Annotated in this window: 39 protein-coding genes; 9 read left to right on the forward strand and 30 right to left on the reverse strand. The window is 68.1% G+C overall.

Annotated features, from left to right (window positions below; all coding sequences use genetic code 11):
• Positions 1–14 precede the first annotated feature (14 nt).
• From ACFFU4_RS07140 to ACFFU4_RS07280, 29 genes are all read right to left on the reverse strand, one after another.
• Complete coding sequence (locus ACFFU4_RS07140) at positions 15–269, reverse strand: PAAR domain-containing protein (RefSeq protein WP_377068526.1); 255 nt, start codon at positions 267–269, stop codon at positions 15–17.
• An 8-nt stretch (positions 270–277) separates the two neighbouring features.
• Positions 278–703: a phage baseplate assembly protein V gene (locus ACFFU4_RS07145; RefSeq protein ID WP_377068528.1), complete on the reverse strand. Its 426-nt coding sequence runs from the start codon at positions 701–703 to the stop codon at positions 278–280.
• Positions 700–1,242 (reverse strand): hypothetical protein, encoded by a 543-nt coding sequence (locus ACFFU4_RS07150; RefSeq protein WP_377068530.1) that lies wholly within the window; start codon positions 1,240–1,242, stop codon positions 700–702. The genes ACFFU4_RS07145 and ACFFU4_RS07150 overlap by 4 nt, the downstream gene beginning before the upstream one ends.
• Positions 1,239–1,520 (reverse strand): hypothetical protein, encoded by a 282-nt coding sequence (locus ACFFU4_RS07155; protein ID WP_377068532.1) that lies wholly within the window; start codon positions 1,518–1,520, stop codon positions 1,239–1,241. Before ACFFU4_RS07155 ends, ACFFU4_RS07150 begins: the two co-directional genes overlap by 4 nt.
• Positions 1,517–2,089, reverse strand: coding sequence for a ComEA family DNA-binding protein (locus tag ACFFU4_RS07160; RefSeq protein ID WP_377068534.1), 573 nt, complete (start codon positions 2,087–2,089; stop codon positions 1,517–1,519). Before ACFFU4_RS07160 ends, ACFFU4_RS07155 begins: the two co-directional genes overlap by 4 nt.
• Positions 2,086–2,922, reverse strand: coding sequence for a hypothetical protein (locus tag ACFFU4_RS07165; RefSeq protein WP_377068536.1), 837 nt, complete (start codon positions 2,920–2,922; stop codon positions 2,086–2,088). The genes ACFFU4_RS07160 and ACFFU4_RS07165 overlap by 4 nt, the downstream gene beginning before the upstream one ends.
• The gene (locus tag ACFFU4_RS07170; protein WP_377068538.1) at positions 2,919–3,140 is read right to left on the reverse strand and encodes a hypothetical protein; all 222 of its coding nucleotides are present in this window, start codon (positions 3,138–3,140) and stop codon (positions 2,919–2,921) included. The genes ACFFU4_RS07165 and ACFFU4_RS07170 overlap by 4 nt, the downstream gene beginning before the upstream one ends.
• Before the next feature lie 3 nt (positions 3,141–3,143).
• Positions 3,144–3,692 (reverse strand): phage tail protein, encoded by a 549-nt coding sequence (locus ACFFU4_RS07175; protein ID WP_377068540.1) that lies wholly within the window; start codon positions 3,690–3,692, stop codon positions 3,144–3,146.
• On the reverse strand, positions 3,689–4,009 hold the full coding sequence (locus ACFFU4_RS07180; protein WP_377068542.1) for a head-tail joining protein: 321 nt from the start codon (positions 4,007–4,009) through the stop codon (positions 3,689–3,691). Before ACFFU4_RS07180 ends, ACFFU4_RS07175 begins: the two co-directional genes overlap by 4 nt.
• A 14-nt stretch (positions 4,010–4,023) precedes the next feature.
• Positions 4,024–4,308 (reverse strand): hypothetical protein, encoded by a 285-nt coding sequence (locus ACFFU4_RS07185; protein ID WP_377068544.1) that lies wholly within the window; start codon positions 4,306–4,308, stop codon positions 4,024–4,026.
• A gap of 58 nt (positions 4,309–4,366) precedes the next feature.
• Entirely contained in the window at positions 4,367–6,622 is a 2,256-nt protein-coding gene (locus ACFFU4_RS07190; protein ID WP_377068546.1) for a phage major capsid protein, read from the reverse strand.
• 189 nt (positions 6,623–6,811) lie between these two features.
• Complete coding sequence (locus tag ACFFU4_RS07195) at positions 6,812–8,482, reverse strand: phage portal protein (RefSeq protein WP_377068548.1); 1,671 nt, start codon at positions 8,480–8,482, stop codon at positions 6,812–6,814.
• 1 nt (position 8,483) lies between these two features.
• Positions 8,484–9,017: a hypothetical protein gene (locus ACFFU4_RS07200; protein WP_377068550.1), complete on the reverse strand. Its 534-nt coding sequence runs from the start codon at positions 9,015–9,017 to the stop codon at positions 8,484–8,486.
• A 4-nt stretch (positions 9,018–9,021) separates the two neighbouring features.
• Complete coding sequence (locus ACFFU4_RS07205; RefSeq protein WP_377068552.1) at positions 9,022–10,962, reverse strand: phage terminase large subunit family protein; 1,941 nt, start codon at positions 10,960–10,962, stop codon at positions 9,022–9,024.
• Positions 10,962–11,507, reverse strand: a complete 546-nt coding sequence (locus ACFFU4_RS07210; protein ID WP_377068554.1) for a terminase small subunit — start codon at positions 11,505–11,507, stop codon at positions 10,962–10,964. The genes ACFFU4_RS07205 and ACFFU4_RS07210 overlap by 1 nt, the downstream gene beginning before the upstream one ends.
• A gap of 142 nt (positions 11,508–11,649) precedes the next feature.
• Complete coding sequence (locus ACFFU4_RS07215; RefSeq protein ID WP_377068556.1) at positions 11,650–12,291, reverse strand: hypothetical protein; 642 nt, start codon at positions 12,289–12,291, stop codon at positions 11,650–11,652.
• Entirely contained in the window at positions 12,288–12,860 is a 573-nt protein-coding gene (locus ACFFU4_RS07220; protein ID WP_377068558.1) for a holin family protein, read from the reverse strand. The genes ACFFU4_RS07215 and ACFFU4_RS07220 overlap by 4 nt, the downstream gene beginning before the upstream one ends.
• A complete protein-coding gene (locus tag ACFFU4_RS07225; protein WP_377068560.1) occupies positions 12,848–13,462 on the reverse strand; it encodes a holin-associated N-acetylmuramidase in 615 nt (204 codons plus the stop codon). Before ACFFU4_RS07225 ends, ACFFU4_RS07220 begins: the two co-directional genes overlap by 13 nt.
• A 112-nt stretch (positions 13,463–13,574) precedes the next feature.
• On the reverse strand, positions 13,575–13,940 hold the full coding sequence (locus ACFFU4_RS07230; protein WP_377068561.1) for a hypothetical protein: 366 nt from the start codon (positions 13,938–13,940) through the stop codon (positions 13,575–13,577).
• 37 nt (positions 13,941–13,977) lie between these two features.
• Positions 13,978–14,403 (reverse strand): hypothetical protein, encoded by a 426-nt coding sequence (locus tag ACFFU4_RS07235; protein ID WP_377068562.1) that lies wholly within the window; start codon positions 14,401–14,403, stop codon positions 13,978–13,980.
• Positions 14,387–14,923, reverse strand: coding sequence for an MT-A70 family methyltransferase (locus tag ACFFU4_RS07240; protein ID WP_377068564.1), 537 nt, complete (start codon positions 14,921–14,923; stop codon positions 14,387–14,389). The genes ACFFU4_RS07235 and ACFFU4_RS07240 overlap by 17 nt, the downstream gene beginning before the upstream one ends.
• Positions 14,920–15,312: a DUF1064 domain-containing protein gene (locus ACFFU4_RS07245; protein WP_377068566.1), complete on the reverse strand. Its 393-nt coding sequence runs from the start codon at positions 15,310–15,312 to the stop codon at positions 14,920–14,922. The genes ACFFU4_RS07240 and ACFFU4_RS07245 overlap by 4 nt, the downstream gene beginning before the upstream one ends.
• The gene (locus ACFFU4_RS07250) at positions 15,305–15,979 is read right to left on the reverse strand and encodes a hypothetical protein (protein WP_377068568.1); all 675 of its coding nucleotides are present in this window, start codon (positions 15,977–15,979) and stop codon (positions 15,305–15,307) included. The genes ACFFU4_RS07245 and ACFFU4_RS07250 overlap by 8 nt, the downstream gene beginning before the upstream one ends.
• 219 nt (positions 15,980–16,198) lie before the next feature.
• Positions 16,199–16,462: a hypothetical protein gene (locus ACFFU4_RS07255; protein WP_377068570.1), complete on the reverse strand. Its 264-nt coding sequence runs from the start codon at positions 16,460–16,462 to the stop codon at positions 16,199–16,201.
• A complete protein-coding gene (locus ACFFU4_RS07260; RefSeq protein ID WP_377068572.1) occupies positions 16,459–17,391 on the reverse strand; it encodes a helix-turn-helix domain-containing protein in 933 nt (310 codons plus the stop codon). The genes ACFFU4_RS07255 and ACFFU4_RS07260 overlap by 4 nt, the downstream gene beginning before the upstream one ends.
• Complete coding sequence (locus tag ACFFU4_RS07265; protein ID WP_377068574.1) at positions 17,388–17,945, reverse strand: HNH endonuclease; 558 nt, start codon at positions 17,943–17,945, stop codon at positions 17,388–17,390. Before ACFFU4_RS07265 ends, ACFFU4_RS07260 begins: the two co-directional genes overlap by 4 nt.
• 35 nt (positions 17,946–17,980) lie before the next feature.
• Positions 17,981–18,256: a hypothetical protein gene (locus tag ACFFU4_RS07270; RefSeq protein ID WP_377068576.1), complete on the reverse strand. Its 276-nt coding sequence runs from the start codon at positions 18,254–18,256 to the stop codon at positions 17,981–17,983.
• The gene (locus tag ACFFU4_RS07275; protein ID WP_377068578.1) at positions 18,241–18,474 is read right to left on the reverse strand and encodes a hypothetical protein; all 234 of its coding nucleotides are present in this window, start codon (positions 18,472–18,474) and stop codon (positions 18,241–18,243) included. Before ACFFU4_RS07275 ends, ACFFU4_RS07270 begins: the two co-directional genes overlap by 16 nt.
• A gap of 9 nt (positions 18,475–18,483) precedes the next feature.
• Complete coding sequence (locus ACFFU4_RS07280) at positions 18,484–18,843, reverse strand: hypothetical protein (RefSeq protein ID WP_377068580.1); 360 nt, start codon at positions 18,841–18,843, stop codon at positions 18,484–18,486.
• A gap of 114 nt (positions 18,844–18,957) precedes the next feature.
• Here ACFFU4_RS07280 and ACFFU4_RS18375 point away from each other — a divergent pair, with 114 nt between their 5' ends.
• From ACFFU4_RS18375 to ACFFU4_RS07300, 3 genes are all read left to right on the forward strand, one after another.
• Entirely contained in the window at positions 18,958–19,437 is a 480-nt protein-coding gene (locus ACFFU4_RS18375) for a WYL domain-containing protein (protein ID WP_512700571.1), read from the forward strand.
• A gap of 379 nt (positions 19,438–19,816) precedes the next feature.
• Positions 19,817–20,395, forward strand: a complete 579-nt coding sequence (locus ACFFU4_RS07295) for a S24 family peptidase (RefSeq protein ID WP_377068582.1) — start codon at positions 19,817–19,819, stop codon at positions 20,393–20,395.
• Between the two features lie 26 nt (positions 20,396–20,421).
• The gene (locus tag ACFFU4_RS07300) at positions 20,422–20,628 is read left to right on the forward strand and encodes a hypothetical protein (protein WP_377068584.1); all 207 of its coding nucleotides are present in this window, start codon (positions 20,422–20,424) and stop codon (positions 20,626–20,628) included.
• Here the strand turns inward: ACFFU4_RS07300 and ACFFU4_RS07305 are convergent.
• Complete coding sequence (locus ACFFU4_RS07305; RefSeq protein WP_377068586.1) at positions 20,598–20,786, reverse strand: hypothetical protein; 189 nt, start codon at positions 20,784–20,786, stop codon at positions 20,598–20,600. The genes ACFFU4_RS07300 and ACFFU4_RS07305 overlap by 31 nt on opposite strands.
• A 184-nt stretch (positions 20,787–20,970) precedes the next feature.
• Here ACFFU4_RS07305 and ACFFU4_RS07310 point away from each other — a divergent pair, with 184 nt between their 5' ends.
• Genes ACFFU4_RS07310 through ACFFU4_RS07335 form a run of 6 tightly spaced genes read left to right on the forward strand, consistent with a single transcriptional unit; the run spans position 20,971 to position 22,632 of the window.
• Complete coding sequence (locus ACFFU4_RS07310) at positions 20,971–21,204, forward strand: hypothetical protein (RefSeq protein WP_377068588.1); 234 nt, start codon at positions 20,971–20,973, stop codon at positions 21,202–21,204.
• Entirely contained in the window at positions 21,201–21,452 is a 252-nt protein-coding gene (locus ACFFU4_RS07315; protein ID WP_377068590.1) for a hypothetical protein, read from the forward strand. Before ACFFU4_RS07310 ends, ACFFU4_RS07315 begins: the two co-directional genes overlap by 4 nt.
• Positions 21,449–21,643: a hypothetical protein gene (locus ACFFU4_RS07320; RefSeq protein WP_377068592.1), complete on the forward strand. Its 195-nt coding sequence runs from the start codon at positions 21,449–21,451 to the stop codon at positions 21,641–21,643. The genes ACFFU4_RS07315 and ACFFU4_RS07320 overlap by 4 nt, the downstream gene beginning before the upstream one ends.
• On the forward strand, positions 21,630–21,896 hold the full coding sequence (locus ACFFU4_RS07325) for a hypothetical protein (RefSeq protein WP_377068594.1): 267 nt from the start codon (positions 21,630–21,632) through the stop codon (positions 21,894–21,896). The genes ACFFU4_RS07320 and ACFFU4_RS07325 overlap by 14 nt, the downstream gene beginning before the upstream one ends.
• Positions 21,893–22,171 carry a hypothetical protein gene (locus tag ACFFU4_RS07330; protein WP_377068596.1) on the forward strand — a complete coding sequence of 93 codons (279 nt, stop codon included), beginning with the start codon at positions 21,893–21,895 and terminating at the stop codon, positions 22,169–22,171. The genes ACFFU4_RS07325 and ACFFU4_RS07330 overlap by 4 nt, the downstream gene beginning before the upstream one ends.
• Positions 22,165–22,632 carry a hypothetical protein gene (locus tag ACFFU4_RS07335; RefSeq protein WP_377068598.1) on the forward strand — a complete coding sequence of 156 codons (468 nt, stop codon included), beginning with the start codon at positions 22,165–22,167 and terminating at the stop codon, positions 22,630–22,632. The genes ACFFU4_RS07330 and ACFFU4_RS07335 overlap by 7 nt, the downstream gene beginning before the upstream one ends.
• Positions 22,633–22,640 lie beyond the last annotated feature (8 nt).

The raw sequence follows: 22,640 nt of genomic DNA on the forward strand, positions 1-22,640 counted from the left end.
GGTTTTCCCGCGCCTCAGCCCGCGGACACGTCGCCCGAGCCGGTGGCCACGTGGCCGCAGCTTGCCGCGTCGCCCTCGCGGCACAGCGCGATTCCGCCCGCCGTCACGGTGCCGCTGCCCTCGGCCATCACCGGCGCGGCATGGGGGGCCTTGCCGTGCGACGCGACCGCCGCACCGACCACCGCCACAGCCGTGCCGTTGACCTTGACCGTCGGCACCAGGTCGCCCACGATCGTGCCGCCTGCACTGTCCTGGGTGATCCGCGCCACGCCCGGCATCAGTTGAGCTCGATCGCGGCGCCGGTGACGCGCACGCCCGCCGAGTCGAGCACGAGGGTCGAGCCGTTGCTCTCGAATGTCAGGCTGTCGGCGGTCATGGTCAACGACGTGCCGCCCAGCTCGACGCGCCAGGTGCCGCCGTCAGTGGCAGCCTGCCCGTTGGCGGCGCTGAACAGCGACCCGATGATCACGCCCTGATTGCTCTCCCCGCCGGGCGAGGCGACCACGACCTGCTCGCCCACCTGCAGCGGCGCCCAGTCCGAGATGACACCGGCCCGCGCCGCCGTCCAGGGCAGCCAGTCGGTCTCGGCCGCGCCGCCCAGGCTGACGCGGGCCAGCGCCTGCGCCGGATCGACATCGATCACGTGGCCGATGCGCACCAGCCCCGCGATGCGCCGCTCCTGATCCGCCTGCGGCCAGCTCATAGCGCCTCCGTCACGTCGCGGTAATCGTCCTCGTGAGCCGGGCCGATCTCGGGCGCGACGCTGTAGAGCACCCGCGCCGGGATCGTGCCGTCATTGACCCAGACCGAGGTGCCGAGGTGGATCACCTGCGCCCACTCGACGCGCCAGACGACGTACTGGTCCAGCTCGGGGGCAAAGTCGTCCGGCCCGGCGCTCAGCACCTCGGCGGGCGCGACCGGCAGGCCCCAGCGGTTGAGATGCGCAAACGCGCCCAGCGCGCCCGCCAGCTTGCGGATTTCGCGCTCGGCGGCGGCGGTGCGGAACCCGATGATCACCCGCGCGTCGAACCGCGCCACCATGGCAAGCTGGCCGGTGCCGGGATCCTCGTCCGGCGCGCCCTCGAGGTCGGCCATCTCGATCAGCACGGCGGGCAGCGGCAGGGCCGCGCGGTCCTCGCGGTAATCCCCGACCGTGGCGAGATCGGGAAACTGCGCCGCAACGGCGTCGATGATCGCCTGGTGCAGCGCGCCGAGCGAGATTTCGGTGTCGGGGCCCATCATCCCCGCCGCCCGATCTGCCGCCAGTTCCAGACCGCCACCCCACCGATCGCCACGGCCATCACGGCCACCAGCACCACGGAACCGGCCCACCATTGCAGGCCACCGGCCAGCGCCCAGGCCACGACAAGGCGCGGCACCCACCACCACCAGCCAAGGTGCGCCTGCACCCACCGCCACCACGGGCTGGCCTCGCGGATGCCGAGTGCGAGAAACCGCCGGGTGGTCAGCACGTCGGCAAGCTGCGCGGCGGCGAAGGCGATCCAGATGAGCGTGGTCACACCATCACTCCCGGCCCCGCCTGCCAGCCCGCCACCATCGCATCGCTGATACCGTCGATCTGCGAAAGTTTCGCCGGGTCGGCCCACGGCTGCCCGTCGATGATGGCCTGCGACAGCGACGGCCCCACACCGTCCAGCCGCTCGATTTCCGCCGCGTCGGGGCTGTTGATGTTGACCGGCGGCACGGGTGCTACGCCGGCCAGCGACAGGGCCTCGGCGGCGCTGGCGGACGCCGGGGCGAGCATGACCCACAGCCGCCCCGGCACGGCCCCCTCTGTGCCGTTGACTCCATGGATGTAAATAGTGGCTTGGGCGCGGGATGCCGCCGCGAGATCGGCGTCGGGGGCGTGCGGCGGGGCGATCAGGGGGGACGCGGCCTTGACCTCGAAATTGCCCGTCGCGACCGTGCTGGACGCGGCGTAGAGATTGCCCGAGGTGTCCTGATACCGGGCGGCGCGGAACGTCCGGTCGTCGGCTGCGCTCTCCCCGAGGACGAGGGCGAGTTGGTTGGCGTCGGGGATGCCCGCCTTGTCGCAGACGATCGTCGCACGGCGGATGTAATCGGTCATAGCGTTACCCCCGTCTTGCCCGCGACGAACTGCTCGGCGCGCTCGATTTGCTGTGTGGTGAGGTTCGGGCCAAAGCGGACAACGAGGCTGTAGAGGTCGCCGGCCCAATACCGGGTGAAACCCCCCTGCGCCCCGACGAACATTTCGTTTGCGGCGATGTTCGCCGTTGTGCCGCCCGTCCCTGCGGTTGCATATGCGCCCTGATTGATGCGGTGTCTGGCTTGCGGGTTTCCGTCCAGATCGCCCAGTCCCGCAATCACCGCCGCGAGCGGCGCGGCCACGCCGTTGGTTTCGGAGAGGTAAACTACACTACTATCGGACGCCGAAAACCGCACCTCGCCGTTCACATTTGTGGGCACCTGCATGTTCACGGCGTTGAAGCCTGTGCTTCCTATTTCCATCAGCATGGAAATTTCCGCCACAGACAGGCTGATCACGTCCACCCCGGAAAACACCTGCACCTTGTCCGTACTCGGCGTGATGATGGGGGTTTCGAGAAAGTCGTCCACCCCGTCGAATTTCAGCCAGCGCAGAGTGTCGTCGGTCTGATACACGGGCCGGGACGCAGAAACCGCCTGCGTGGCGTGGTTGCCATTGCCGCTCTTGTCCAGCACCCGCCCCACCGGATCGCCGTGCGACGTGACCGGCGTGGTGCCTGCGCTGTCCTGAAACAGCGTGCTTAGGTCGGAAGGGTCATACCATGCGCCGGGTTCGGAGTTGGCGAAGAGGGCCGTGACCGCGATCTCCGGTATGCCCAGGCCGACCAGCCCCCGCCGCGCATGATCGCCGACAAGGCTCTGCCGCGCCCGGACGCCCGCCCTCAGAATGCTCATGCGTGCACCTCGTACGTCGCGCCGCCCGACGGCACAAAGCGCAGCGTGCCGCCGCCGAACAGCACCGTGAACGCCCCGTCGGCCGCGATCGTGTCGGAGGTGATCCACACGCCCGGCGCGTGCTCGATCTGCACCTCCACCGTGCCGCCATTGGCCTGCACGCTGACGACATATTCGCCGATCAGGTGCCCGAATTCCCGTGTCTCTGTCTGCGCCATCTCTCACCCCACTCCGTAAATCGTGCGCGCCCGGACCTCGGCGCGGAACGCGGCCATGAACGCATCGGCCATGTCGTCGAACACCTCGCCTTCCAGCACCGCGTTGACCTCGTCCTGCACCGGCACCGTCTCGCGGAATATCGGCAGGCGCGACCGGCCCGCGCGGCGAAACACCATGCGCTTGCCGCTGTCCGCGCTCGTGCCGACAAACGCCCCCGGAAACTCGCGGCCCCCGACGCGCGCGCCGGTGGCGGTCTGGCGCGGACGGCCCTTGAACGCGGTGGCGGGCAGGTCGTTGGCCCCGACCCACAGCCGCGCCGCGCCGATCTTTTTCCCGCGCGGGCGCATCCTGGCCAGCCGCAGCCGCGCCTTGAGGATCGAGGCGGCGCGCAGGTCGAGCCCCTCGCGCAGCGCCTTGCGCGCCTGCGTCCGCATCTTGCGCGCAGTGCGCGACAGGGCGCGGGCGTAGGCGCGGCGCAGGTCCTTTTCGCTGGCGTCGAACTCGCGCGCGATCCGCTGCATCTCGCCCTGGTCAAAGGTCAGTCCGATCATGCCGGCCTCCGGGCAAGGGCGAGCGTGGCAAGGCCGGTGCCATCCGGCTGCGGCCCGGTCATCACGTCGTAGGCGGTGCCGTCGATGGTGACCGTGTCGCCGCGCAGCACGCCCGGCAGGGCGGTGGCGCGGCACAGCAGGCGGGGCTGGTCGGTGTCGATCTCGTACTCGCCGATCTGCGCGTTGAGATACGGCGCGTCGAATATCCCCAGCACCGTGAGGGTGCCCCCGGACTGGCGCGCGATCAGCGCCTCAACCGCGAACTCGTCCGCGTCGAAGAACTCGGTGAGGTCCTCCCAATCGGGGGCGAGGGGCATGGCTCACCCCCAGATCAGGCTTCGGGCGCGTCGCCGCCGCCGTCGCCACCGCCGTCGGGGTTTTTTCCGGCCGCACCGTCACCCTTGGCCGGCGCCTTGCGCTTGGCCGGCGCCTTGCGCTTGGCCGGGGCATCGTCCGTGTCGTCCGGGCTGTCGGCCTCGGTCACGATCTCCACCTTGCCCTTCGCGAGCAGGCGGCGCGCGTCGCGCTCGGCCAGCGTGATGGTGCTGCCAGCGGTGCGCATGATGCCCCCCCACACGAAGGCCGAGGTGACCTTTAGCAAGAAGCTCTTTGCCATAATCAATTTCCCCTTGTGCATGGCTGGCCGGGGGCCGCGCGGCCCCCGGTGTTATCGGTTACGCCGTGGTGTCGGCGCCGTAGCAGAAGCTCTCGGGGTGCCGGACGAGGAAGTCCACGTCCTGCATCGCCCGCACCACGGTGCGCGCCTGGCTGCTCTCCGAGTAGGGATCGACCTGCAACTCGAGCCCGCCCCACATGGCGATGATCAGGTCCGCGAAGTTGCCGAAGAACAGATCGCCATCGGCGATTTGACTGGTCACGCTGGTGTTGTAGCCGATTACCTGATTGTTCGACTCCCAGATCGGCTGTCCGTTCGAGCTCGCGAACTTTTCGGTCCCCCGGAAGTGCCCGCGCATTTTCGGGTTCAAGGCCCACGACATCGATGTCACGTCGGCGTTATCGGTGGCGATCTTTTCCTCCATCTCGAGCACCTCGGCATAGGTCGGAAGCTGGCCGGTGCCCGCGCCGGCGCCGTCGGTGCCGAAATCGACGGCGTTGATGCCGTTGACGTTCTTGATGCCGGTCGGCTGGTTGTTCGATCCGGTGCCGTAAAAGCCCGCAAGATCGATCGTCAGCGCCAGCGCCGAGGCCAGGTCGCGCCGCGTCAGCAGCTCGACATCGAGCGACGATTGCATAAGCAGGCGGCGGGTCAGCTTGGTGCGTGCCGCCACGGTCTTCGGGTTGGCGCCGATCTGCCCCAGCTCGAAGCCATCCTCGGGCACGGTGTCATCCTCGCCGATCCAGTAGCCTGCCGAGCCGGAATCCTGTCTCGGGATCGCGATGTTGCCCACCAGGCCGCCCAGCGGCGTGGCGAGCTGCATCAGGATCGCGCGGTTGCGCAGCATGTCGATGAAGCTCTGCGACATCAGATCCGTCGCCACCGAGAAGCCGCCGGTGTCGCCGGCCGCAGTGCCCGAAGTGTCGGTGTTGATCGCCCGGCGCAGCACGTCGGCCGGCACCAGCATCCCCTCGGGTTCGCGCCCCGCCCGCTGCGCCGCTGCCGCGCTGGCCTCGAACTCGAACGCCGCCGCCTCCTGGGCGCGGCGATTGGTCGGGTCGCTCAGCGCGCGCAGCGCGCGCAGGAACGAGTATTCGCGCACCTCGCCCGGGGTCATGCCGATGTCGGCGTTGTCGCTTTCGTTCAGCGCCTGCCCGCCCCGGTTGCTGTTGAGGTGGTCGAGCAGCATGCGCTGGAACTCCTCGGGCGAGGTGCGATCGCGCACCGCTTGCCGCGCGAGATCAGGCGCGCCGTACTGCTCGCCCATCTCGGTGATCGTGCGGGCGCGCTGTTCGGCGGCCTCGGCACCGCGCCGCGCGGCGGCCTGCTCGGCCTCGCCTGCGCGTTCGAGGGTTTCGACGATCTCGACGATGTTGCCGTCGTCGTCGACCTTTGCGCGCACCAGATTGCCGTCCGCGTCGCGGGTGATGATGATCCTCATGTCAAGACTCCGTGTTTGACGTTGCTGTGGCGCGGACGCGCCGGGTGGTGTCCCGCTCGGGTCGGGCGTTGCGTCGCGCCCAACCCCGACGGTGATGTCCGCCGGGACCGCGACGATGGAAATCTCGAACGGCTCGTAATCGGTCACGCGGACGAGGTCGGGCATCCCGTCGCGGTTCTCGATCTCGACCTTGTGGACGATGTAGCCGAACGACACGCTGCGCCGGATGCCGTCCACGATGTCCTGAAAAATCTCGTCGGCACGCGCGCTCCGGCCGAACCGCGCCACCGCGCGGCCGACCCGGTCGCTGCCGACCTCGAACGACACGGTCACACCGACCTGATCGTCCCAGTCGTGATTGACCAGCACCGGCAGCCCGCCATCGAGCCGGTCGGTACGCATCGCGCCCGCGTCGTGCACGAGCACCTCTTCGCCGAACCAGCGCACGACAGGCTCTTCGGACGAGAACGCAAGCTCGACCGTGCGTGCCTCCAGATCGACCTGGCGGACGCTGGACCGGCGAAACAGCCCGGCGCGGCCACCGCCCGTCGCGTTGATGCGGTCGGGCGTTACCGCGCGGGCACGGTCGCCCTCTCCGTATGAGCACCCGTCTGCATTCCCGGCCTCTTCGAGGGCGGCGAACGTCACATCCACCGCGCGCAAGACGCGTGCGAATCCTCGAAGGCGTTCTTCCGGGGGACAGTTGATGTCACCGGCTAAAATGCCAGAAACGGTAGATGCGGATATGCCCGCCTCGCTCCCCATGTCCTCGATCACGTCGCCACGAGTTGCATCATCACCGCGGCGCTCCACCTCGCGGTCGATGGCGGAATCGAGAACAGAGGCAAGGCGGCGGCCGCGGTAAAGCGACATACCAATCAGACCCGGACGATCGCCGCCCGCAGCCTCTTGCGGATCCGGCGGTTGAGCCGGTTCCCTCTGTCGCGTCAGGTGCGAGCCGATAATGTCATGGTCGGGGGGCATTGGCACTCCGCGTGTGGTGGTCTGTCGGACAGCGCGATCATGCGGAGCGCACCGCGCGCGATCCATTGGCGGTTTTCCCTATTCCCCGGCCTGCCCGCCCTTGGCTCCTTCGTCTTCTTCCGTGAACTGGATATCTTGCACGTCCCCCTGCGATGCGAGCTGCATGCCCATCGCGATCTGTATGTATTCGTCGGGGATGTTCGCGTCCCGCATCGCCGCGATGTCGCGCCCGATCTCCTTCCAGACGGTGTCCGGATCGCGCCCCCGGTCGCGGATCAGCTGACCGGGCGAGGCGAGCAGGTTGTTCTTGCTCGCCACCGCCGCCTTGACGTCGGCATTGGGGTCGATCCAGTCCCAGCGCCGCGGCTGCCACTCGACCTCGCGGTATTTGTCCAGCCGGTCGGGGCGCAGCGGGTTGCCATTGACGCGGATGCGCCCGGCCAGCACGGCGCGCGGCAGCCACGCCTCGAACACCCGGTGCAGCATCGACTCGACCAGCCACTCCTGCATTTCCTTCCAGTGCTCGCGCTCGTCGAGCGTGCCCTGGCGGATCGAGCTGAAGTTCACACCCTCAAGATCGTTGGCCAGATTGACGTAGGTGACATCGAGGCCCGAGGCGATCCCGCGCAGCATCGCCTTCTGGAACGGGCCGAACTCGCCGCTGGGGTATTGGGGTTGCCACGCGTTGAACTTTACGCCGGCGGGCAGCTCCTGGAACTGCCCCGGCTCGGCCTCCATGAAGATTTCCTCGTCCTCGTCGGCCTCAGGGCCATAGCCCTCCTGCCACTCGAAAAACCCGCCCTTCGAGGCAGAGACGCGGGCATTGACCAGCGCCGCATTCTCGAAACCGCCCAGCATCTGCAGCCGCCACAGCGCCGTCGCGGTCCAGGGCAGGCCGCGCTTTTGGCCCACCATGTCTGGCAAAAAGCCGTGCACGATCTGCGACGCCGGCACGCGCACGAAGCTGCGCCCCCCGACGGTGTAGGCGTCGACGTCATCCTCGGGGTGCAGCGTGGTAAAGTGATAGGCGAGAGGGCGCCCGAAGCGGTTGAACTCGATGCTGTGGCGGATGAAATGCCCGTTGCGCATCCGGTCCTCGTGGTAGTCCGGATCGCACCGCTGCGGGTCGATCACCTGCAACGCGATCCCCCACGGCCCTGCATCGCGACCCGTCACGATCCGGAACATGAACTCGCCGTCCCGCGCCGCCGATGTCACCGCGCTGGTTTGCAGCGACCGCAGCGATTGCCGCCCGGTCACGTCGCAGTTTTCCGCGCGCGACCACTCACGCCACGCGCGCTCGATTGCATCGTTGGCCAGCGTGTCGAGCGACCCGTCCTGATCGCGCGACTGCGCCTGCAGCTGCACGCCGCGTGGCCCCACGACGTTGCGGCGTACCAGCGAGAGAAAGTGCCTGGCGTAATCGTTGTTGGCACATTGCTCGCGCGACCGCGCGACCAGCACGCGCTGATGGCGGCGCACGATGTCGTCGGCGGTCAGCGGTGTCGTGCCCCACGATCCGGTCAGCCGGTCCTGTTGCCCCGCCTTGAAATGGCGCAGCGCGGCACGGGCGAGGTTCGGGTGACGTGTTTTCCGGCGCACCTGGGGGATAGGACTGGCGCGCATCCCGACGGCCTCGTCCGACACGGCGGCAGGTGCGGCGGCAGGGGTGTCGAGCCTGGGCTCGACACGGGCCTCATGGGTGGCCTCACGGGCCTGCGGCGCGCCCCGGCGGAACATCCCCAGCATGTCAGAGCCTCACCGACACGGTGCGGCCCAGCAGGGACTGGCCGCGCCGCGCCGCCTTCTGGGCCCGCACCTCGGCGCGGTACTTGTCGCGCAGCCCCATGAGGTCCGCCAGCGGCGTGCGCTGCAGCTCGCGATTGTTGATCCGGTAGCGCTCCTGGTCCTTGGTCGCGCGCCCCTCGATCACCGCCTCGATCGCGGTCAGCACGCGTTCGGCATGGCCGCGCCCGTCATAGAGCCCGTCAACCTGGGCGAGGTCGGTGGCGATCGTCACCTGCCCCGCCTCGATCTCGGCCACCGTCTCGCCGTCGCTGGCCCGCAGCGTGGCCCAATACTGGCCCGCCAGCCATGCGCCGGTTTGCGTGGCGGTGGCACCCAGAACGTGATCGTCGCCATCGGCGGTGGCAGCGATGTCGATCGACTGCGGCCCGCGCAGGTACAGCGTCAGCGTCCAGCCCGCCGAGGCCGGATAGGCGGCGGGCGCGACGGTGTGATCGAGCGTCACGCCCGCCGTGATCTGAGAGGGGATGTAGTGCACGATCTCACCAGTTGTTGACCCAGCCGCCGCCGCGCGAGCGCTTCTTGCGGCGGCGCGGCTTTTGCCTGGCGGCATCGTCTTTCGGGGCGTCGGCGCGGTCCATTGGCGGTTTTCCCGCAGCGGGCGCGCTGGCCTCCGCCTCCGGCCCCGGCTCTACGGCATCGGCGTCGAGACGATCGAGCGCGCGCCGGATGTTTGGATTGAGGATCTTCAACGCGGCGTAGGCATAGACCCGGCAGTCGAACGGTTCGTTGCGGGGCCGCGTCTGGTGCCACTCGCGGACCGGGAACCCCCGGATGATCTTGGTGCGCAGGGTCTCCGCGCCCAGCCCCGCGAACCACTCCGGGTCGCGGTCGGCCGGGAAATGGCAATGGCCCGGGCCCGGCGTCGCGATCTGCAGGCGGCGCTGCACGACCACCTTGGCCTCGTCGACGCCGACGGTGAACAGGTCCACCGGCCGCGCGCGCCGCCCCGAGCGCTTGCGGCTCGGGCTGGTGACGATCGGACGGCCCCATCCGCCCTGCCCCTTGATCGCGAACAGGCGGTGGCCGCGGCGGGCGCGCACGTACTCATAGGCCGCCTGCGTCATGCCGGCCGTGCCGCCGGTATCCAGGCACGCCGCGCTGATGCGCAGCTGCGCGCCGCTCTCGTGCACGACGGTGTCGGCCAGCAGATCGTCGAGGTCGCGCCAGACATCCTGCCCCATCGGGTCGCCCCAGATCACGTGATACCCGACCGACCAGCTCTCTTCGCCCAGCCCCCACGCCACCACCTCGACCTCGAGGCGGTCGATCTGCATGTCGATTCCGGCGGTCACCACCGCGCCGCCGCGCGGCACCTGGGCCGGGAAGGTCTCGACGCGCTGCATCAGGCTCGACGCATCGACCTGGTCGCCCTGCTCTTCCCACGTCTCGGCGAGGGAGACGTTCACGAAGGTCTGCAGATCGCCTGCCGCCTTCTTGTCGAGGAACGACTGCACGATGTCCTGCAGCCGGCGGAACGTGCTGTAGAGCTCCGACAGGTGATAGCTTGCGTGCCCGCGAAACGGCTTGCTCGCCACCCACGCGCCGCGCCGGATCGCCGCCACGCGCTCGCCATCCGACCACACCACGCCGCATTCGCGGCACGTGTACCCGGCGGTCTCGGGCAGGTGCTCGCCCGCGTCGGACTTGCTCCATGTCACCTGCGCCCATTTCAGCGGCTGGCGCTCGCCGCAATGCGGGCAGCCGACGTGAAAATATCGCTGATCGCCCTCGAGGAATGACGCCTCGATCCAGCTCGCCCCCTTGATCGACGGCGTGCTGATCTCGAGCAGCATGCGCTGATCCCCGAATGTGGCCGCGCGCTGCCACAGCAGGCTGACGGGGTGCCCTTCGTGGGTGCGGTCGTAGCCGTCGGTCTCGTCACAGACCACGAACGGCGCGGAGCGGCCGCGCATCGTCTTGGGGCTGCCCGACCACGAAAACATCAGGAAGCCGCCGGGATAGCTCTTCATGCGCTGGTTGTTCACGCCGTCGCGGCCGCGCGGCTTGGCCAGCAGCTCCTGCAGCCGCTCGTTGGTCTCGACCAGCGGGTTGAACTTGGTTTCCAGCCAGGTGTGCAGATCGCCCTGGCTGGGCTGCATCATGACCTGGCTGACCGGGTTGTGCGCGATCCGGTATGCCTGGGCGCAGAGCGCGGTCTGTGTCTTGCCGGTCTGAGCCCCCCACATGAGCGTGATCCGCACGCAGCGCGGATCGGCCGTCATGTCCAGCACCTCGCGCTGGTAGGGGGCGTTGTCGAACCGGATCAGACCCGGCACCGCGTTGCCGATCGGGATCCGGATGGTGCGCTCGGACCACTCGCTGGGGCGCAGGTTCGGCGGCGGCCGCAGAAACCGGCGCGCCCGCCGCGCGGCACGCACCAGCCCTGACGCGTTGTCGAACGACAGCACCTCGACAGGCATCAGCCGTCCTCGCTGTCCGGATCGTCTCCTTCGTCGATGTCGAGATCGGCCTCGTGGATCAGGTCGGCATCGGCCAGGGCCTCAAGCGCCTGGTCGATCTCCTCCAGCAGCACCGCCTTCATTTGTGTTTCGTCGGTCTCGCCGACCAGGCGGCGCGCGGCGCGGCCCGGCAGCACGTTTCGCAGGCCGGCGCGCACCTCGCCGAACGCCTTGTCGAGCGCGCGCTCGAACTGCTCGACCGGCACGACCAGCTCCTTGGCACGCGCGACGTCGAGCTCGGCCTGCTCGGTCTCGGCCTGCAGCTTGCGCCGCCGCAGCTCGTCGTTCGTCGCATGCCGGGTGTCCTGCATCGACGCGCGGATATCGTCATCGCGCCACGACCGCACCGCCGCCGAGTTGAACTGCCACGAGCGCCCGCGCCCGCCGCGCGTTACCACCGGACAGCCGCGCCGCACCCACTCGTCGAGCGTCGGCATCGAGATGCCCAGCGAGTCCGCCATTTTGGTGCGGTTGAGAATTTGGCCCTTGGCGTGCTTATCCGACATGGTCACCTGCGCACATGGGTATAATAAACAACTCCGCGCGCCCACGCACAAATAAAAGAACGCGGTGTCCTGTTACCCGCTGGCCGCCCCCGGCCGGAAGGACCCAAACCCACCCCCCGTTTGACCGCCTCGGGGCGAGCGGCTAACATCTCAAAGCAACCGCAGGAGCAACACCATGCCATATCGTCTCGCCGCCGCCCTTCTCTGTGCCGCTGCCGCTACCGTCGCCCACGCTGAACAGATCACCATCGACGCCGATGAGGGCGTGCGGTTCCTGCGCTGCACTGACATGTTCGGGCACGCCTCGTGCGAATACATCGCCGAGGGCAGCGGGATGATGCGCTGCGTCGCGCTCGATGCTCAGGGCGAGCCTCTCGCCTCGTCCATGGCATTCGTCGACCAAAGCGCGGTGACTTTCACTGACCTCGATGCGTCGCGCGTCGCCCGGCTGGCCTGCACCCGGATGTGACGGGCGCCACGACGCCGGATCACCCTCGACCGGCTCGACCATCTCGATCGCCTCGCCCGAGTCCATCGCGCAGGACAGCCCGTCGGGTCGTGTGAGGATCAGCGTCCATGTGCCCGACGGCGCGGCAAAGAGCTCGACGAGGTGACCGCCGGAGGTCAGCGCGCGCATGCGCAGCGTCCCGCCATACTCGGACCGCAGCCCCTCGGCCACGGCGTCGCGCGGATAGCAGGGCTGCGCGAAAGCGGGCAGCGCAGCCACGATTGCCACCAGGCCGATGATGGCCAACCCGACAAGGAATCCGATTTGGTGTCTCATCCGCTCCTCCAATCCTCGATCGCCGGATTCCCGACCTCGCGCGTCGCCCTCAGCGCCGCGTCGGCATCGGGGCCCGGATCGGCGGCACCGGGGCTGTCATGGCGCAGGGCGCGCAGGCGGGCCACGTTGCGCGCCACATCCGGGGCCTGTGCGATGATCCGCGCGGCCTCCTTCTGCATCGACGAGCCCCGGAACTTGTGCAGCTCCCGGGCACCGAAGTAAAACGCCACGATCGCGCCCATCAGCGCCCACAGCGGCTCGGGCACAAGGGCGAGTCCCTGCATCCGCTCCGCGAACCACACGGGGTCGTGCATCGCCGAGCCGAAGAGGAAGATGCAGCCAAAGGCCATGGCGGGTCGCGGCAGGCGGTTGAGCCCGTCCACGAACCGGCCCCACGGCCCCTGCACCGAGCCGAACTCCGCAGCCATCTGCCGCAGCGCCGCACCTTGCGCGTCCGCCGCGCGCTGATCCGCCGCCTCGGCATTGGGCCGGAAGACCTCGGCCGTCTCGGCGATCACGTTACGCCCGCCGCCGAACACGGCCCCGAGGATCGTTCTCAGCCAGCCCATTGCATCACCCTCCCCCGAAACTCCTTGTCGCTGAGCCGGTAGCGCGCGCTCATGAACTCCTCGGCGCGCCGGATCCAGCCGCCCTTGCCGCCCGCCCTCGTGCGCGCGAACTTGCGCAGGGTGGGCCGGGCATCGGCCAGGCGCAGGTAGTAATTGCGCCGCGCGATGGCGTAGGCGTCGGCGATGTGATCGGGCGCGGCCTTGGCCGCCGCGCGAACCGCCCGGATCGTGTTCGGGCCGATCACCCCGTCGGCCGTGGCGTCGAACCCCATGCGCGTCACGAGGCGCTGCAGTATCCTGATCGCGTTCGATCCGGCATTGACCTGCATGTCGAATACGCTGGCTTGCAGCACCTCGGGCAGGGCATCGATGCGCGGCTTGTGGAAGTAGTGCTCGATGAAGAGATCGACGGCCCGATCGCGCGTCATCCGCCGCACGTCGGCCACGTCGATATCCCCGTCGCCGTCGAGATCGAGCCCGAGGTCGCGCATCGTGCCGATCGTCACGCCGTAATTCGTGGCCCCGCCCGGATCGTCGGGATCGTTGACGAAGCCGCCCTCGCGGGCGACGATCTCTTCGGCGATTTCTCTGACCGTGGTCATGGTGCGTGTGCCCCCATCATCATTGCAAGGGCCGATGCCACCAACACGGCCCAGACCACCGCCGAGGCGACGCGACGGCCCCGATACCAGCCCTGGGATCGATACATCCGCCTCATCCGCGCCCCCGCAGCAGGCGCGCCACCCGCGAGGCCACCGCCACCTTGACGCCGCCCAGCAGATCGTGCGCGAGATAGCCGATGGCCAATGACGCCAGCACCAGCACCGCCGGGGCATCGACCCCGAGCCGCGACTGCACCGCCACGGCCACGAGCGGCGCGCCGAGAACGCCGATCAGGGCGTTGAAGATCAGCACCATCAGCCGGGTCACCCAATGCCGCGTTTCCGCCTCGAACATCGCGAGGGCGGCGCCGAACACCGCGAGCGCGGCGGCAAAGGGGGTCGAGCCATACGCCTCGAGCACCGCCACCGCCGCCGTGAAGAGCGCGGTGCTCGCCCCCTTGATGACCGTTTCCCACATTGCGCCCCCGCGTGTCGTCGCTGCTGTCGGTGCCACTTTACCGATCATCGGACCCGGTTCCCTTTGGCGGTTTTCCCCGCAGCACACCCTTGACGGCCTCGATGGAGCGGTCGGTATCCTCGGCGATCTCCGCCGCGCTCATGCCTTGGCCGCGCAACTGCCAGACGTTCCGGCGAAACCACCGCTTTTCGAGGAATCGGCCATTGGAGGGCTGCAGGACCTCGCCGCCGAAGTGGCGGGCGAGGCGCATCGCATCCCTGTAGCCGAGGATTGCCACGAGCTTGTGATCGAGCGGCATCCGCTTTGGCACATACACCGCCACCCGCCACGGGCGCGATCCGCAGCGCGGCAGCGACCGGCACAGGTGGAGTGCCTGGTCAAGCCCGATCACCTCGGCCAACTCCCTGACAGACTGCGGATATTCCTCGTAATCCGGGAATTTCCCGCTATTGCGCTGCGCCATCGAATTTCCCCGTCTCGTTGCCCCAAGCCGCCCATCCCGGCCGGGCGCGGCGGGCGAACATCTCGAGCTTGCGCGCCTCGGGCCATACCCCGTCGATCATCGCCTGCAGCGTGTCGGGCTTGCGCGAGTGCTCTCTCTGCTCGCCCTGCAGCAGCGACGACGGGAACACGGCAAAGCCCGGCCACGGGAACCGCCCGCGCTTGTAGATCAGGCAGGGCTCGTGCTGCCCGCGCGCCCAATAGCCGGTGCCGATCCGCTGTTTCGGCCAGACCAGCTCGGTCACGTAGCGGAATCCCCACGCCTCGGGGATGCCGATGGCGCGGCGCAGCATCGGCGCCGTCGTCCACATGAAGAGCAGGCACGGGCGGGCGGCGAGATCGGCCACGCCCAGCGCGCGCAGCTCGTCGTCGCGCATCGTCGGATAGTGCCGGCGGGCGTTGCGGCCCGGCTTCGCGGCCGAGTTGCTGGAAAAATGCCAGGGCGGGTCCATCACGATGATGTCGTAGGGGCCGGTGGTCATACCTCGACAACCTCCACGCCTTGGGCGGCGGCAACGGCCCGCCGGACCTCGTAATCGCGCGTCGGCTTGCCCTTGGCATCCTCGTAAACGCGGATCCCTGTGGCGGTCTCGAAATAAGAAAAATCGACGGTGATCCGCATCGGCCGTCCGGAGCGGGTGCGCAGCACATCATCCTTGCCGTGCAGGATCAGCACCACCTGACGCTGAAGGTCCTCGATCTCTCCGGCTTGCTCGCGCAGGCGCAGGTCCTGCCAGCGCCGCGCCTCGCGCTTGCTGTCGAAGCGGATGCCGTCCACCTCCACCGGCTCGGCCCCGTACTTGTTGCGGGGGACATCGGCCTCGGCGGCGCGCTGGGCACGGTAATCGGCGGCGCTCATCCGGTCAGACATGGCGCGCACCCTGCCTTGCAGGGGCGCCGGAGCCGACCATCCGGTCGATGTTGCAGCGGCGAATGTCAAAGGTCAGCGCCGCCACCCACGGGTTAGCCCCCCATGCGTCGGGGCCGTGCAGCCCGCCCCAGAGATCGGCAAACCATTCGCACGGGCTAAGCTCACCGGCGATATTCGCGAATGGACAGCCCTCGGCCATAGCGTCGCCCCGCGTAATATCCTGTACACGTTGCACCCGCACATCGGTGACGATCAATGTCAGGCGGGACGCCCAACGTGGCATGTGGATTGAGGCGCGACGGCGCCCGACGGTGTCGGTAAACGCGCAATCTGGCCACATCGCGACAGTGCCGTCTGCCTCGTAAAAGAGAGGTCCCCACGGGGATTTGTAGCCCGCTTCCGAAGCGCGCTCGCCGATGGTGCGCCCCGAAACATGATCGAGGGAAACGCAGCTGCGCCACGCCTCCTGCACCCATAGCCGATCACCGAGGACATAGGGCAGATCGTAACAGTTGAGGCTGTGACCGCCGGTCGGCATCCGATACCAACGCCCGACTTTGTCAACCTCGGTTGGCTGCGGGTTCAACTCCCGCCGATCCTGCGTCTTGAGCCCGTCGAGCAGCGCCCGAACCAACGGCTCGCGGAATGTGATCGGTTTGTCAGCCATGCGCACCCTCGCCCCCCTTGAAAAAGATGCCGCGTCTCGTGCGGCCCCCGCTGCGCGGCGACGATTGGCGGTACGAACTGCGGGGGACCCTATCCCCGCCCGGAGGCCGCTCTTCATCGTGCCAGTTTTTCGGCCCCGCCCGGAGGCGGGGGAAGGAAACCCGGATCGATGCAGTTGCCGACCCGTCATGCCCTCCGGCGTCTGGTATTGTTCTGTCCCTCATCGCGACCGGCCCTCCGGCGCTGCCAACGCGTCCGCGGCGAACCGCAGGGCCGCGCGCATGTCGGGCGCCCCCTCGCCGCGTGCGCCCTCCCAAACCGAAAGCGCCCCGGTGATCTCGTCGAGCCCGTGCAGGCGGAAGCAATGCGTCACCGGGCCGGTCGGCCCGCGACGAAAGGTGTGGATCACGACATGGCCACGGGCGCGGTGCACCTCGAGGCCGACACGCCCGAACATGACCCGGTCCGATCCGTCGCGGCTCATGGCTGCACCTCCGCTGCGCGACACTGCTCCGCCGTGACCATCCCGCGATGCAGCAGCTCGCGCGCCGTCACGGCGGTGACGTGCCGGCACAGCGCCGGATTGCCGCTCTCGATCAGCTCCGCCGCGCTCCGGAGGCGGGCGTCGGGATCATGGCCGGTGTTTTGGAGCCGAGCCGTGTGACGCTCCCAGCCGCGCCGGTCGAGCCAGTTCTCGGGGTAGGCGATGTAGCGCTGGGCGTTGCCCTTCTGCTCGTGGGCATGGGCACGGGCGGCGGCGATGACCGTCTCGGGATCGACGCCCGAGGCGATGGCCGCACGCAGCCCCGCCTCGACCTTTCCGGCATCCCCGGCCCTCGGGTAGGCGGCGAGGAACCGGGCGACGATGTCGGGGATATCGGGATCATCGCCCCCCCCCATATCTAGTTGTTGTGCGGCGGGCACCGCCGCAATGGATTCAGGGACTATTCCAGTACTATTTGGGTGACACTGTGTCACCCCTTGGGGTGTCACTGTGTCACCTGTCGGGTGACATGGTGTCACGGGTGACAGGGTGTCACCCCTAGATGTTGTGTCCGGACTTCTGACGGGTGTCACTGTGTCACCCGTCGATCCGGGCTGATTTCCGGCCTTTTCCTCTCGTGTGAGCGGCAATTTCTCGACCGCGGCCAGATCGATCCGATACTCGACGGTGTACCCGTTGCGGCATTTCTTGCGGCCGCACTCCGACACCAGGCCAGCATCGCACAGGTCCTGCACGGCGCGCTGCACCGTGCGCTTGCTCATCTCGAGATCGGCGGCCATGTTCGTCTTGGACGTCCAGATGCCCGAGCCGTCATCCGAGGCGCATGTTGCCATGAAGGTCAGAACCGCCTTCGTCGAGGGGCCGCCCGTGCGCCGCCGCTGCACCAGCCCTGCAGCCACGTTGCTCATGACGCCTGTCCCTCACGGTATGCCAGGAAATCATCGTAGGACTTCGTCCCCTTGGCGCAGTTGCACGTCTTGCAGGCGGTGATGAGGTTCTCGCGATCGTTCGTGCCGCCCTGCGAGCGGGGAACCTTGTGGTCGATTGTCAGGTTCTGATCCGTCCCGCAGTAGTGACAGCGCCAGTTGTCGCGCTCCATCACCCACGCGCGCACCGACGGCGGAACGGGGGCTGGGCGATCCTCGGCCGCAACGGGCCGGGGCGTGTCGCGCTCGTCGATGATGGCGCGCATGCGGGGGCAGCACAGGGCGGTCGCGCCGTTAATTTCGCGCTCGATGAGATAGCCCTTTTCGCAAAGCGCGAGTATTATCTCGCACGCATCCGATTGCGTCTCGTTTGCCCACTGTGCGACCGCAACATCCGTGGCTACCCCGTCATTGTCGCCGATGCCCATGTAGGCAAGCCGCTCCGCGCCGCGCAGCCCCCGATCCTGCACCGCGATGTCGAATGTAGCCATCGTCATCCTGCCGCCCCTTCTGCTCTGCCCCAGCCGCCCGGACATCCGGACGGACATTCATGCGGACAAAAGTCCGCGCCTCACTCGCTGCCGCGCGGCGTGACGTCGACTCTGGAGAACGATCCGAACACCGTCCCCCTCCCCTGCGCGCCGCGCAGCCAGCCGATATCGAGCGCCGCATACCCGCCGCCCAGGTGCACCGCCCGCCTGTCCCCGGTCAGGGCGTTCTCCTGATAGACCCACGCCTGCGTCGCGCGCACATCCCGCCACGCGAACGGCGAGAACACCCGCCGCAGCGCCGCGCCCAGCGCGCGCCCGAGGTGCCGCAGCGCCCTGAAAATCACGCCTCCGGACATGGCGCGCCTCCTTTCGAATAGGACCGAAAGACCGCCCGGCGATGGGCCGGATCGACATGCGCGGCGTCGTCGTCGCGCACCGCCGTGAGCATCTTGCCCAGGTAGCCGACGCTCAGCCCCTCAGCCTCGGCCACCGCGCGCAGCGGCACGCCGCGGCGGCGGGCGTCCAGCACCCTCAGCAGGCGCTCGTCGCTCTCGCGGGTCGGCTCTCTCGGCATTCCCGCCCCCTACTCTGCCGCGAACAGCATGCGCGGGGCCTCGACCGGGTGCTCCTGCACGGCCACCGCCACGTGGCCGCCCACCGCGCCGGTGGTTCCGTTCCACCAGTTTCTGGCGGTCTTTTCGCTCACGTCGAACACCTGGCAGACATGGGCGAGCGACCGGTATTGCGACCGGATGTAGCGCTGCCACCGCTCCGGGAACTGCCGGTGCACCTTGTGCGGGTCGAACCGGCGGCGCAGTTGCGTCGCCTCGACCAGCTGATGCGCGGACAACTCCCCGACCGACTGTCCGCCCCCGCCCGTGCCAGGATCGGCGCATGACGCACCGTTCACATAGATCACGACCGAGGGGGCCTGGGCGTTCATCTATGCCCTCCCCGAGATCAAGGCTCGACACGCAAAGCAACTTCCCGTTGAATAGGAGAGTCTCGGTCGATTCTGGTGGGGTCCCTCGTGCCACATTTTCCAAAGCCGATAACTGTGACGCTGGAATACGCAGACGCAGACGGCATAGAGACCCGTCGCACAGTGGATGTTTACCGAACCGCGAAGAAATCCGGCTATACCACGATCACGGGTTGGTGCCACGGCAGGCAGGCGGAGAGAACGTTCCGATCCGACCGAGTTGCGGCGGTGATAGACCAGCACGGAGAGGTGATGAGCGCCCAAGAATTTTTGGCGGGCTCCACCCAACGCCGAAAGCCCGCCGCGATGGCCGACCTTGCGAGCAAAGACACGACACCAACGCCCAACGCGCCGGAGCGTCGTGGCTCTACTGCGCGGGCGTGGGGGAATGCGGTTTTTGTGATCGGTCTCGCGCCCGGCGTAATGATTGCCTTGGGCTTCGTGTTCGCCGAGGGAAACATAACCTTCGCCCTCACGTCGCTCGTGGTTTTCTGCCTGCCCGTCATTCTGGTGCGCTGGCTCGTTGTTCGTATACTTCGGCGCAAAAAGCATTAGGCCGCCCTCCCGGAGCCGCGCTTGCGGTCGATGTAGTTTTCAGGTGGGGTGTCACGCATGTAGCGGCGCACCCGGTCCACTACGGCTGTGGTTGGGCTGGATTCCCTCGATCGCCACTTGTCCCAGACCCCCCAACCGCCACCGTAGGCATCACGAAGAAGGCGCTGGGGTTTAATCCCGGCGCACTCACAATACGACTCGACCTCGGCGATCAGTTCGGAAATTACCTCTGTCATGCTCGCAGGATAGGGACTTATGTCCCCAATGGTCAAGGGACTTATTTCGCGGTGTGGACGCTGGCAAACGAAAGTAATTTCATGCCATGAGTCCGACCTTTCGCGATGCGTTCTTGCAAGCCCTCGACAAAACCGGCGTTCCAATGACGGAAATCGCCGACTCTACCGGCGTGTCCTACGAACAACTCAAGAAGCTCCGACAGCGCCCCCAAGGCTCTACAAATGTCGATGACGCGGTGAAGATCGCCAATTTCTTCGGTGTAAACGTGTCGGATTTCATCGACGGAATGGTGGGATTATCCCACCACGATACCGTCACCATCGCGGGCACGGTCGGGGCCGGGGCGCAGGTGCCGGTCTTCGATGCCTACGAAAAGGGCGACGGGCCGCAGGTGGCCTGCCCGCCGGGGCTGCGCCCGCATGGCGTGGTCGCGGTCGAGATCGCGGGCGACAGCATGGAGCCGGTCTACTCGGCCGGGGACCTGCTGTTCTACACCCGCGACACCCACGAGGGCGTGCCATCCGAGGCGCTGGGCCGCCGCTGCGTCTGCGAGGACACGGACGGCATGGGCTGGGTCAAGCTGGTGCGCGCCGGGCGCGACCCCGGCACGTTTGACCTGCACAGCTTCAACGACGCCGCCGCGCCGATGTACGGTGTCCGGCTCAAATGGGCCGCCCCGGTGCGCCTGCATTGGCCGGCCGATCTGGTCAGGAGGGTCTGACCGAAACCGCGAGAGAGGAGACAGCCATGACAGACGACAAAACCATGACCATCGTGCACAACGGCCCGGAGGAGGTGGCATTCAAGCTGACGCTGCTGGCGCTGGTATCAAAAGGTTACACCCCGCAACCGATCCGGGGAGCCAGCAACGCGCCGATGAAGGAACTTCTCGACATCTACGCCGAATGTATCGAGGCCGTCCGTTACCCGTCAGACCGGCTGCGCCCCGACTGACCCATCACGAAATTGAAAGCCTGACCGGCGAGCCATTTGACGTCAAAGTCCGGGGGCGGTTGCCGCATGGCCTGCTCCACCAGCCGCAGGCGCAGCTCGCGCTCGGTCATATCGAGGCCGGGCACGACCCGCTCGGTGTCTGTGGTTTCCTCTTCCATCTCGTTTTCTCCCATCTCTTCAACTGCACTTTCCCCGGCCCGGATTGCCCGGTGCCCGCCCCGACCCTAGCCGGGTGATTCTGGCGCGGCAAGAAAAACCAAGGGACTTTTGTCTCTTTTTATGATTGACAGGGACAGTTGTCCCCCACCATGATCGCCCCCATCACCACGATGGAGACCGATCATGTCCACCCTAGAGACCATGGAACCGAAACACGGCGAGCGCCGCCGCATCGGCGATGACGACTGCGTCTGGATCGCCGGGTATTGGGAGCGGGTCGCGACCGTGCGGGCGCGCCTGAGCGACCGCGTGGCGCTGCAGCAAAGCGGCGCATTGGTGGGCCTGCCCGAGATGGCACGGGTCAACCGTCAGGAAATCGCCCACTGCCGCGAGCTTCTGCGCGGGGTGGCGGCATGAACCGCAACATGAAGATGGCGCTGGCCGATGCCTGGCCGCACGGGCTGGTGCATGTCGGCAACGGCTACCGGGCGCGCGGTGCGGATGGCGAGCCGATCCCGTTCTCTGGCTGTCACGCCACCGGGACCGTGAACGCCCTCAAGGATCGCTCCCTGATCGACTTCTGGGGGCCGGAGCGAGTGGCGCATCTGACCGATCTCGGCCGTGCCCGGATCGAGGATCCCGAGCTGACGGGAGGTGCATCATGACCGCCCTTCTCGCCCAGCGCGCCGCGCTCGAATCGGACGCCCGCCGCGTCGTCGCCAACCCCGAACAGTTCGCCCACCGCCCGCTCCTGCGTCGGCTGGCATGGGTCGCCCTGATGACGCAGCGCGGGAACGCGGTCGATCAGACCCGCCTCGCCCAGATGCCCGTGGAGGTGGCCAATGACCCGTCTTGACGATGCCCAGCGCGCCGCGCTGCTCGATGCGTATCACTCGATCAACCATGGCGGCCTCGTCGAGGTCTCGGGCGCGCGCGGCTGGTGCTGGGTGGGCGAGAACCCCGCCTGCACCGAAGAACACCGGCCCCACGTGATCGGCGGCCTCGATGCGCTGGGCCTGCTCGACAGGACGGGCCGCGCCCCGATGCGCCGCGCCACGATCAGCGAGTGGGGGATCAAGGAACTCGACTGCGCGGGGATGGCGGCATGAGCCCCGACGACCTCAACACCGTGCGCGCCGAGATCGCCGCCGAGTTCGAGGCGATCAACGAAACCTGGTTGCCCGCCGCCGTCACCATCGCGGTGATCGCGTATGGCGGAACGCTGATCGGCCCCGAGGATCCGGGTGGCCCGGCGGAGTGGCAGCTGGAACTGATCGGCGTCACCGGCTTCGGGAACACCCCAGCCGCCGCCGCGCGGCAGTGGACGCTCAACGTCGCGCGCATGTGCGACCCCGCGAACGCATTGGAGGACAGCGAATGCTGATGGTCGAGACGATCGGGACAATCCCCGTGATGGGCAGCGAGGAACGCCCGCGCGTGGTGATCACGGGCCCACGCGAGGATGTGCGCAAGCTGGGCAGCCTGCTTGGCGAAAACGTTGAGGTGCTGCGCCGTCGGGATGCGAAGTCCGTGAAGGCGGCATCTGAGAATTTGGCAGCCGCCGAGTCTGCGCTCATCAGCGGCGTGCTCGTGCAGCGCCGCTACCTGCGCAGCCTGATCGAGCTTGGCTGTCGCGGCCGCGACGGCGCGCTCGAGGTCAACGCCGACAACCCGCCGTGGCCGCAGAGCCTCGACTCCTCGTCGCGGCCTTACGTGGCCGGCGCCCTGACCGCGATCCGCGAGGCCGAGGAAGTGCTGCGCCAGATGGGCGGCGGCGACGGCTGGCGCGACGACGACTCGCCCGCCTGGCTGGACCAGGTGATCGACGGCGAGATCGAGATTTGAGGAGGGGC

The organism is Roseovarius ramblicola (assembly GCF_042430665.1).
In the GTDB taxonomy this organism is placed as follows: Bacteria; Pseudomonadota; Alphaproteobacteria; order Rhodobacterales; family Rhodobacteraceae; genus Roseovarius; species Roseovarius ramblicola.

Excerpts from the sequence above, each read along its gene's own strand:
- ACFFU4_RS07145 (WP_377068528.1), bottom strand. The coding sequence starts at position 703 with ATGAGCTGGCCGCAGGCGGATCAGGAGCGGCGCATCGCGGGGCTGGTG.
- ACFFU4_RS07150 (WP_377068530.1), bottom strand. The coding sequence starts at position 1,242 with ATGATGGGCCCCGACACCGAAATCTCGCTCGGCGCGCTGCACCAGGCG.
- ACFFU4_RS07160 (WP_377068534.1), bottom strand. The coding sequence starts at position 2,089 with ATGACCGATTACATCCGCCGTGCGACGATCGTCTGCGACAAGGCGGGC.
- ACFFU4_RS07165 (WP_377068536.1), bottom strand. The coding sequence starts at position 2,922 with ATGAGCATTCTGAGGGCGGGCGTCCGGGCGCGGCAGAGCCTTGTCGGC.
- ACFFU4_RS07170 (WP_377068538.1), bottom strand. The coding sequence starts at position 3,140 with ATGGCGCAGACAGAGACACGGGAATTCGGGCACCTGATCGGCGAATAT.
- ACFFU4_RS07175 (WP_377068540.1), bottom strand. The coding sequence starts at position 3,692 with ATGATCGGACTGACCTTTGACCAGGGCGAGATGCAGCGGATCGCGCGC.
- ACFFU4_RS07180 (WP_377068542.1), bottom strand. The coding sequence starts at position 4,009 with ATGCCCCTCGCCCCCGATTGGGAGGACCTCACCGAGTTCTTCGACGCG.
- ACFFU4_RS07185 (WP_377068544.1), bottom strand. The coding sequence starts at position 4,308 with ATGGCAAAGAGCTTCTTGCTAAAGGTCACCTCGGCCTTCGTGTGGGGG.
- ACFFU4_RS07190 (WP_377068546.1), bottom strand. The coding sequence starts at position 6,622 with ATGTCGCTTTACCGCGGCCGCCGCCTTGCCTCTGTTCTCGATTCCGCC.
- ACFFU4_RS07195 (WP_377068548.1), bottom strand. The coding sequence starts at position 8,482 with ATGCTGGGGATGTTCCGCCGGGGCGCGCCGCAGGCCCGTGAGGCCACC.
- ACFFU4_RS07205 (WP_377068552.1), bottom strand. The coding sequence starts at position 10,962 with ATGCCTGTCGAGGTGCTGTCGTTCGACAACGCGTCAGGGCTGGTGCGT.
- ACFFU4_RS07210 (WP_377068554.1), bottom strand. The coding sequence starts at position 11,507 with ATGTCGGATAAGCACGCCAAGGGCCAAATTCTCAACCGCACCAAAATG.
- ACFFU4_RS07215 (WP_377068556.1), bottom strand. The coding sequence starts at position 12,291 with ATGAGACACCAAATCGGATTCCTTGTCGGGTTGGCCATCATCGGCCTG.
- ACFFU4_RS07220 (WP_377068558.1), bottom strand. The coding sequence starts at position 12,860 with ATGGGCTGGCTGAGAACGATCCTCGGGGCCGTGTTCGGCGGCGGGCGT.
- ACFFU4_RS07225 (WP_377068560.1), bottom strand. The coding sequence starts at position 13,462 with ATGACCACGGTCAGAGAAATCGCCGAAGAGATCGTCGCCCGCGAGGGC.
- ACFFU4_RS07230 (WP_377068561.1), bottom strand. The coding sequence starts at position 13,940 with ATGTGGGAAACGGTCATCAAGGGGGCGAGCACCGCGCTCTTCACGGCG.
- ACFFU4_RS07235 (WP_377068562.1), bottom strand. The coding sequence starts at position 14,403 with ATGGCGCAGCGCAATAGCGGGAAATTCCCGGATTACGAGGAATATCCG.
- ACFFU4_RS07240 (WP_377068564.1), bottom strand. The coding sequence starts at position 14,923 with ATGACCACCGGCCCCTACGACATCATCGTGATGGACCCGCCCTGGCAT.
- ACFFU4_RS07245 (WP_377068566.1), bottom strand. The coding sequence starts at position 15,312 with ATGTCTGACCGGATGAGCGCCGCCGATTACCGTGCCCAGCGCGCCGCC.
- ACFFU4_RS07250 (WP_377068568.1), bottom strand. The coding sequence starts at position 15,979 with ATGGCTGACAAACCGATCACATTCCGCGAGCCGTTGGTTCGGGCGCTG.
- ACFFU4_RS07255 (WP_377068570.1), bottom strand. The coding sequence starts at position 16,462 with ATGAGCCGCGACGGATCGGACCGGGTCATGTTCGGGCGTGTCGGCCTC.
- ACFFU4_RS07260 (WP_377068572.1), bottom strand. The coding sequence starts at position 17,391 with ATGAGCAACGTGGCTGCAGGGCTGGTGCAGCGGCGGCGCACGGGCGGC.
- ACFFU4_RS07265 (WP_377068574.1), bottom strand. The coding sequence starts at position 17,945 with ATGTCCGGGCGGCTGGGGCAGAGCAGAAGGGGCGGCAGGATGACGATG.
- ACFFU4_RS07270 (WP_377068576.1), bottom strand. The coding sequence starts at position 18,256 with ATGTCCGGAGGCGTGATTTTCAGGGCGCTGCGGCACCTCGGGCGCGCG.
- ACFFU4_RS07275 (WP_377068578.1), bottom strand. The coding sequence starts at position 18,474 with ATGCCGAGAGAGCCGACCCGCGAGAGCGACGAGCGCCTGCTGAGGGTG.
- ACFFU4_RS07280 (WP_377068580.1), bottom strand. The coding sequence starts at position 18,843 with ATGAACGCCCAGGCCCCCTCGGTCGTGATCTATGTGAACGGTGCGTCA.
- ACFFU4_RS07295 (WP_377068582.1), top strand. The coding sequence starts at position 19,817 with ATGACGGAAATCGCCGACTCTACCGGCGTGTCCTACGAACAACTCAAG.
- ACFFU4_RS07300 (WP_377068584.1), top strand. The coding sequence starts at position 20,422 with ATGACAGACGACAAAACCATGACCATCGTGCACAACGGCCCGGAGGAG.
- ACFFU4_RS07305 (WP_377068586.1), bottom strand. The coding sequence starts at position 20,786 with ATGGAAGAGGAAACCACAGACACCGAGCGGGTCGTGCCCGGCCTCGAT.
- ACFFU4_RS07310 (WP_377068588.1), top strand. The coding sequence starts at position 20,971 with ATGTCCACCCTAGAGACCATGGAACCGAAACACGGCGAGCGCCGCCGC.
- ACFFU4_RS07315 (WP_377068590.1), top strand. The coding sequence starts at position 21,201 with ATGAACCGCAACATGAAGATGGCGCTGGCCGATGCCTGGCCGCACGGG.
- ACFFU4_RS07320 (WP_377068592.1), top strand. The coding sequence starts at position 21,449 with ATGACCGCCCTTCTCGCCCAGCGCGCCGCGCTCGAATCGGACGCCCGC.
- ACFFU4_RS07325 (WP_377068594.1), top strand. The coding sequence starts at position 21,630 with ATGACCCGTCTTGACGATGCCCAGCGCGCCGCGCTGCTCGATGCGTAT.
- ACFFU4_RS07330 (WP_377068596.1), top strand. The coding sequence starts at position 21,893 with ATGAGCCCCGACGACCTCAACACCGTGCGCGCCGAGATCGCCGCCGAG.
- ACFFU4_RS07335 (WP_377068598.1), top strand. The coding sequence starts at position 22,165 with ATGCTGATGGTCGAGACGATCGGGACAATCCCCGTGATGGGCAGCGAG.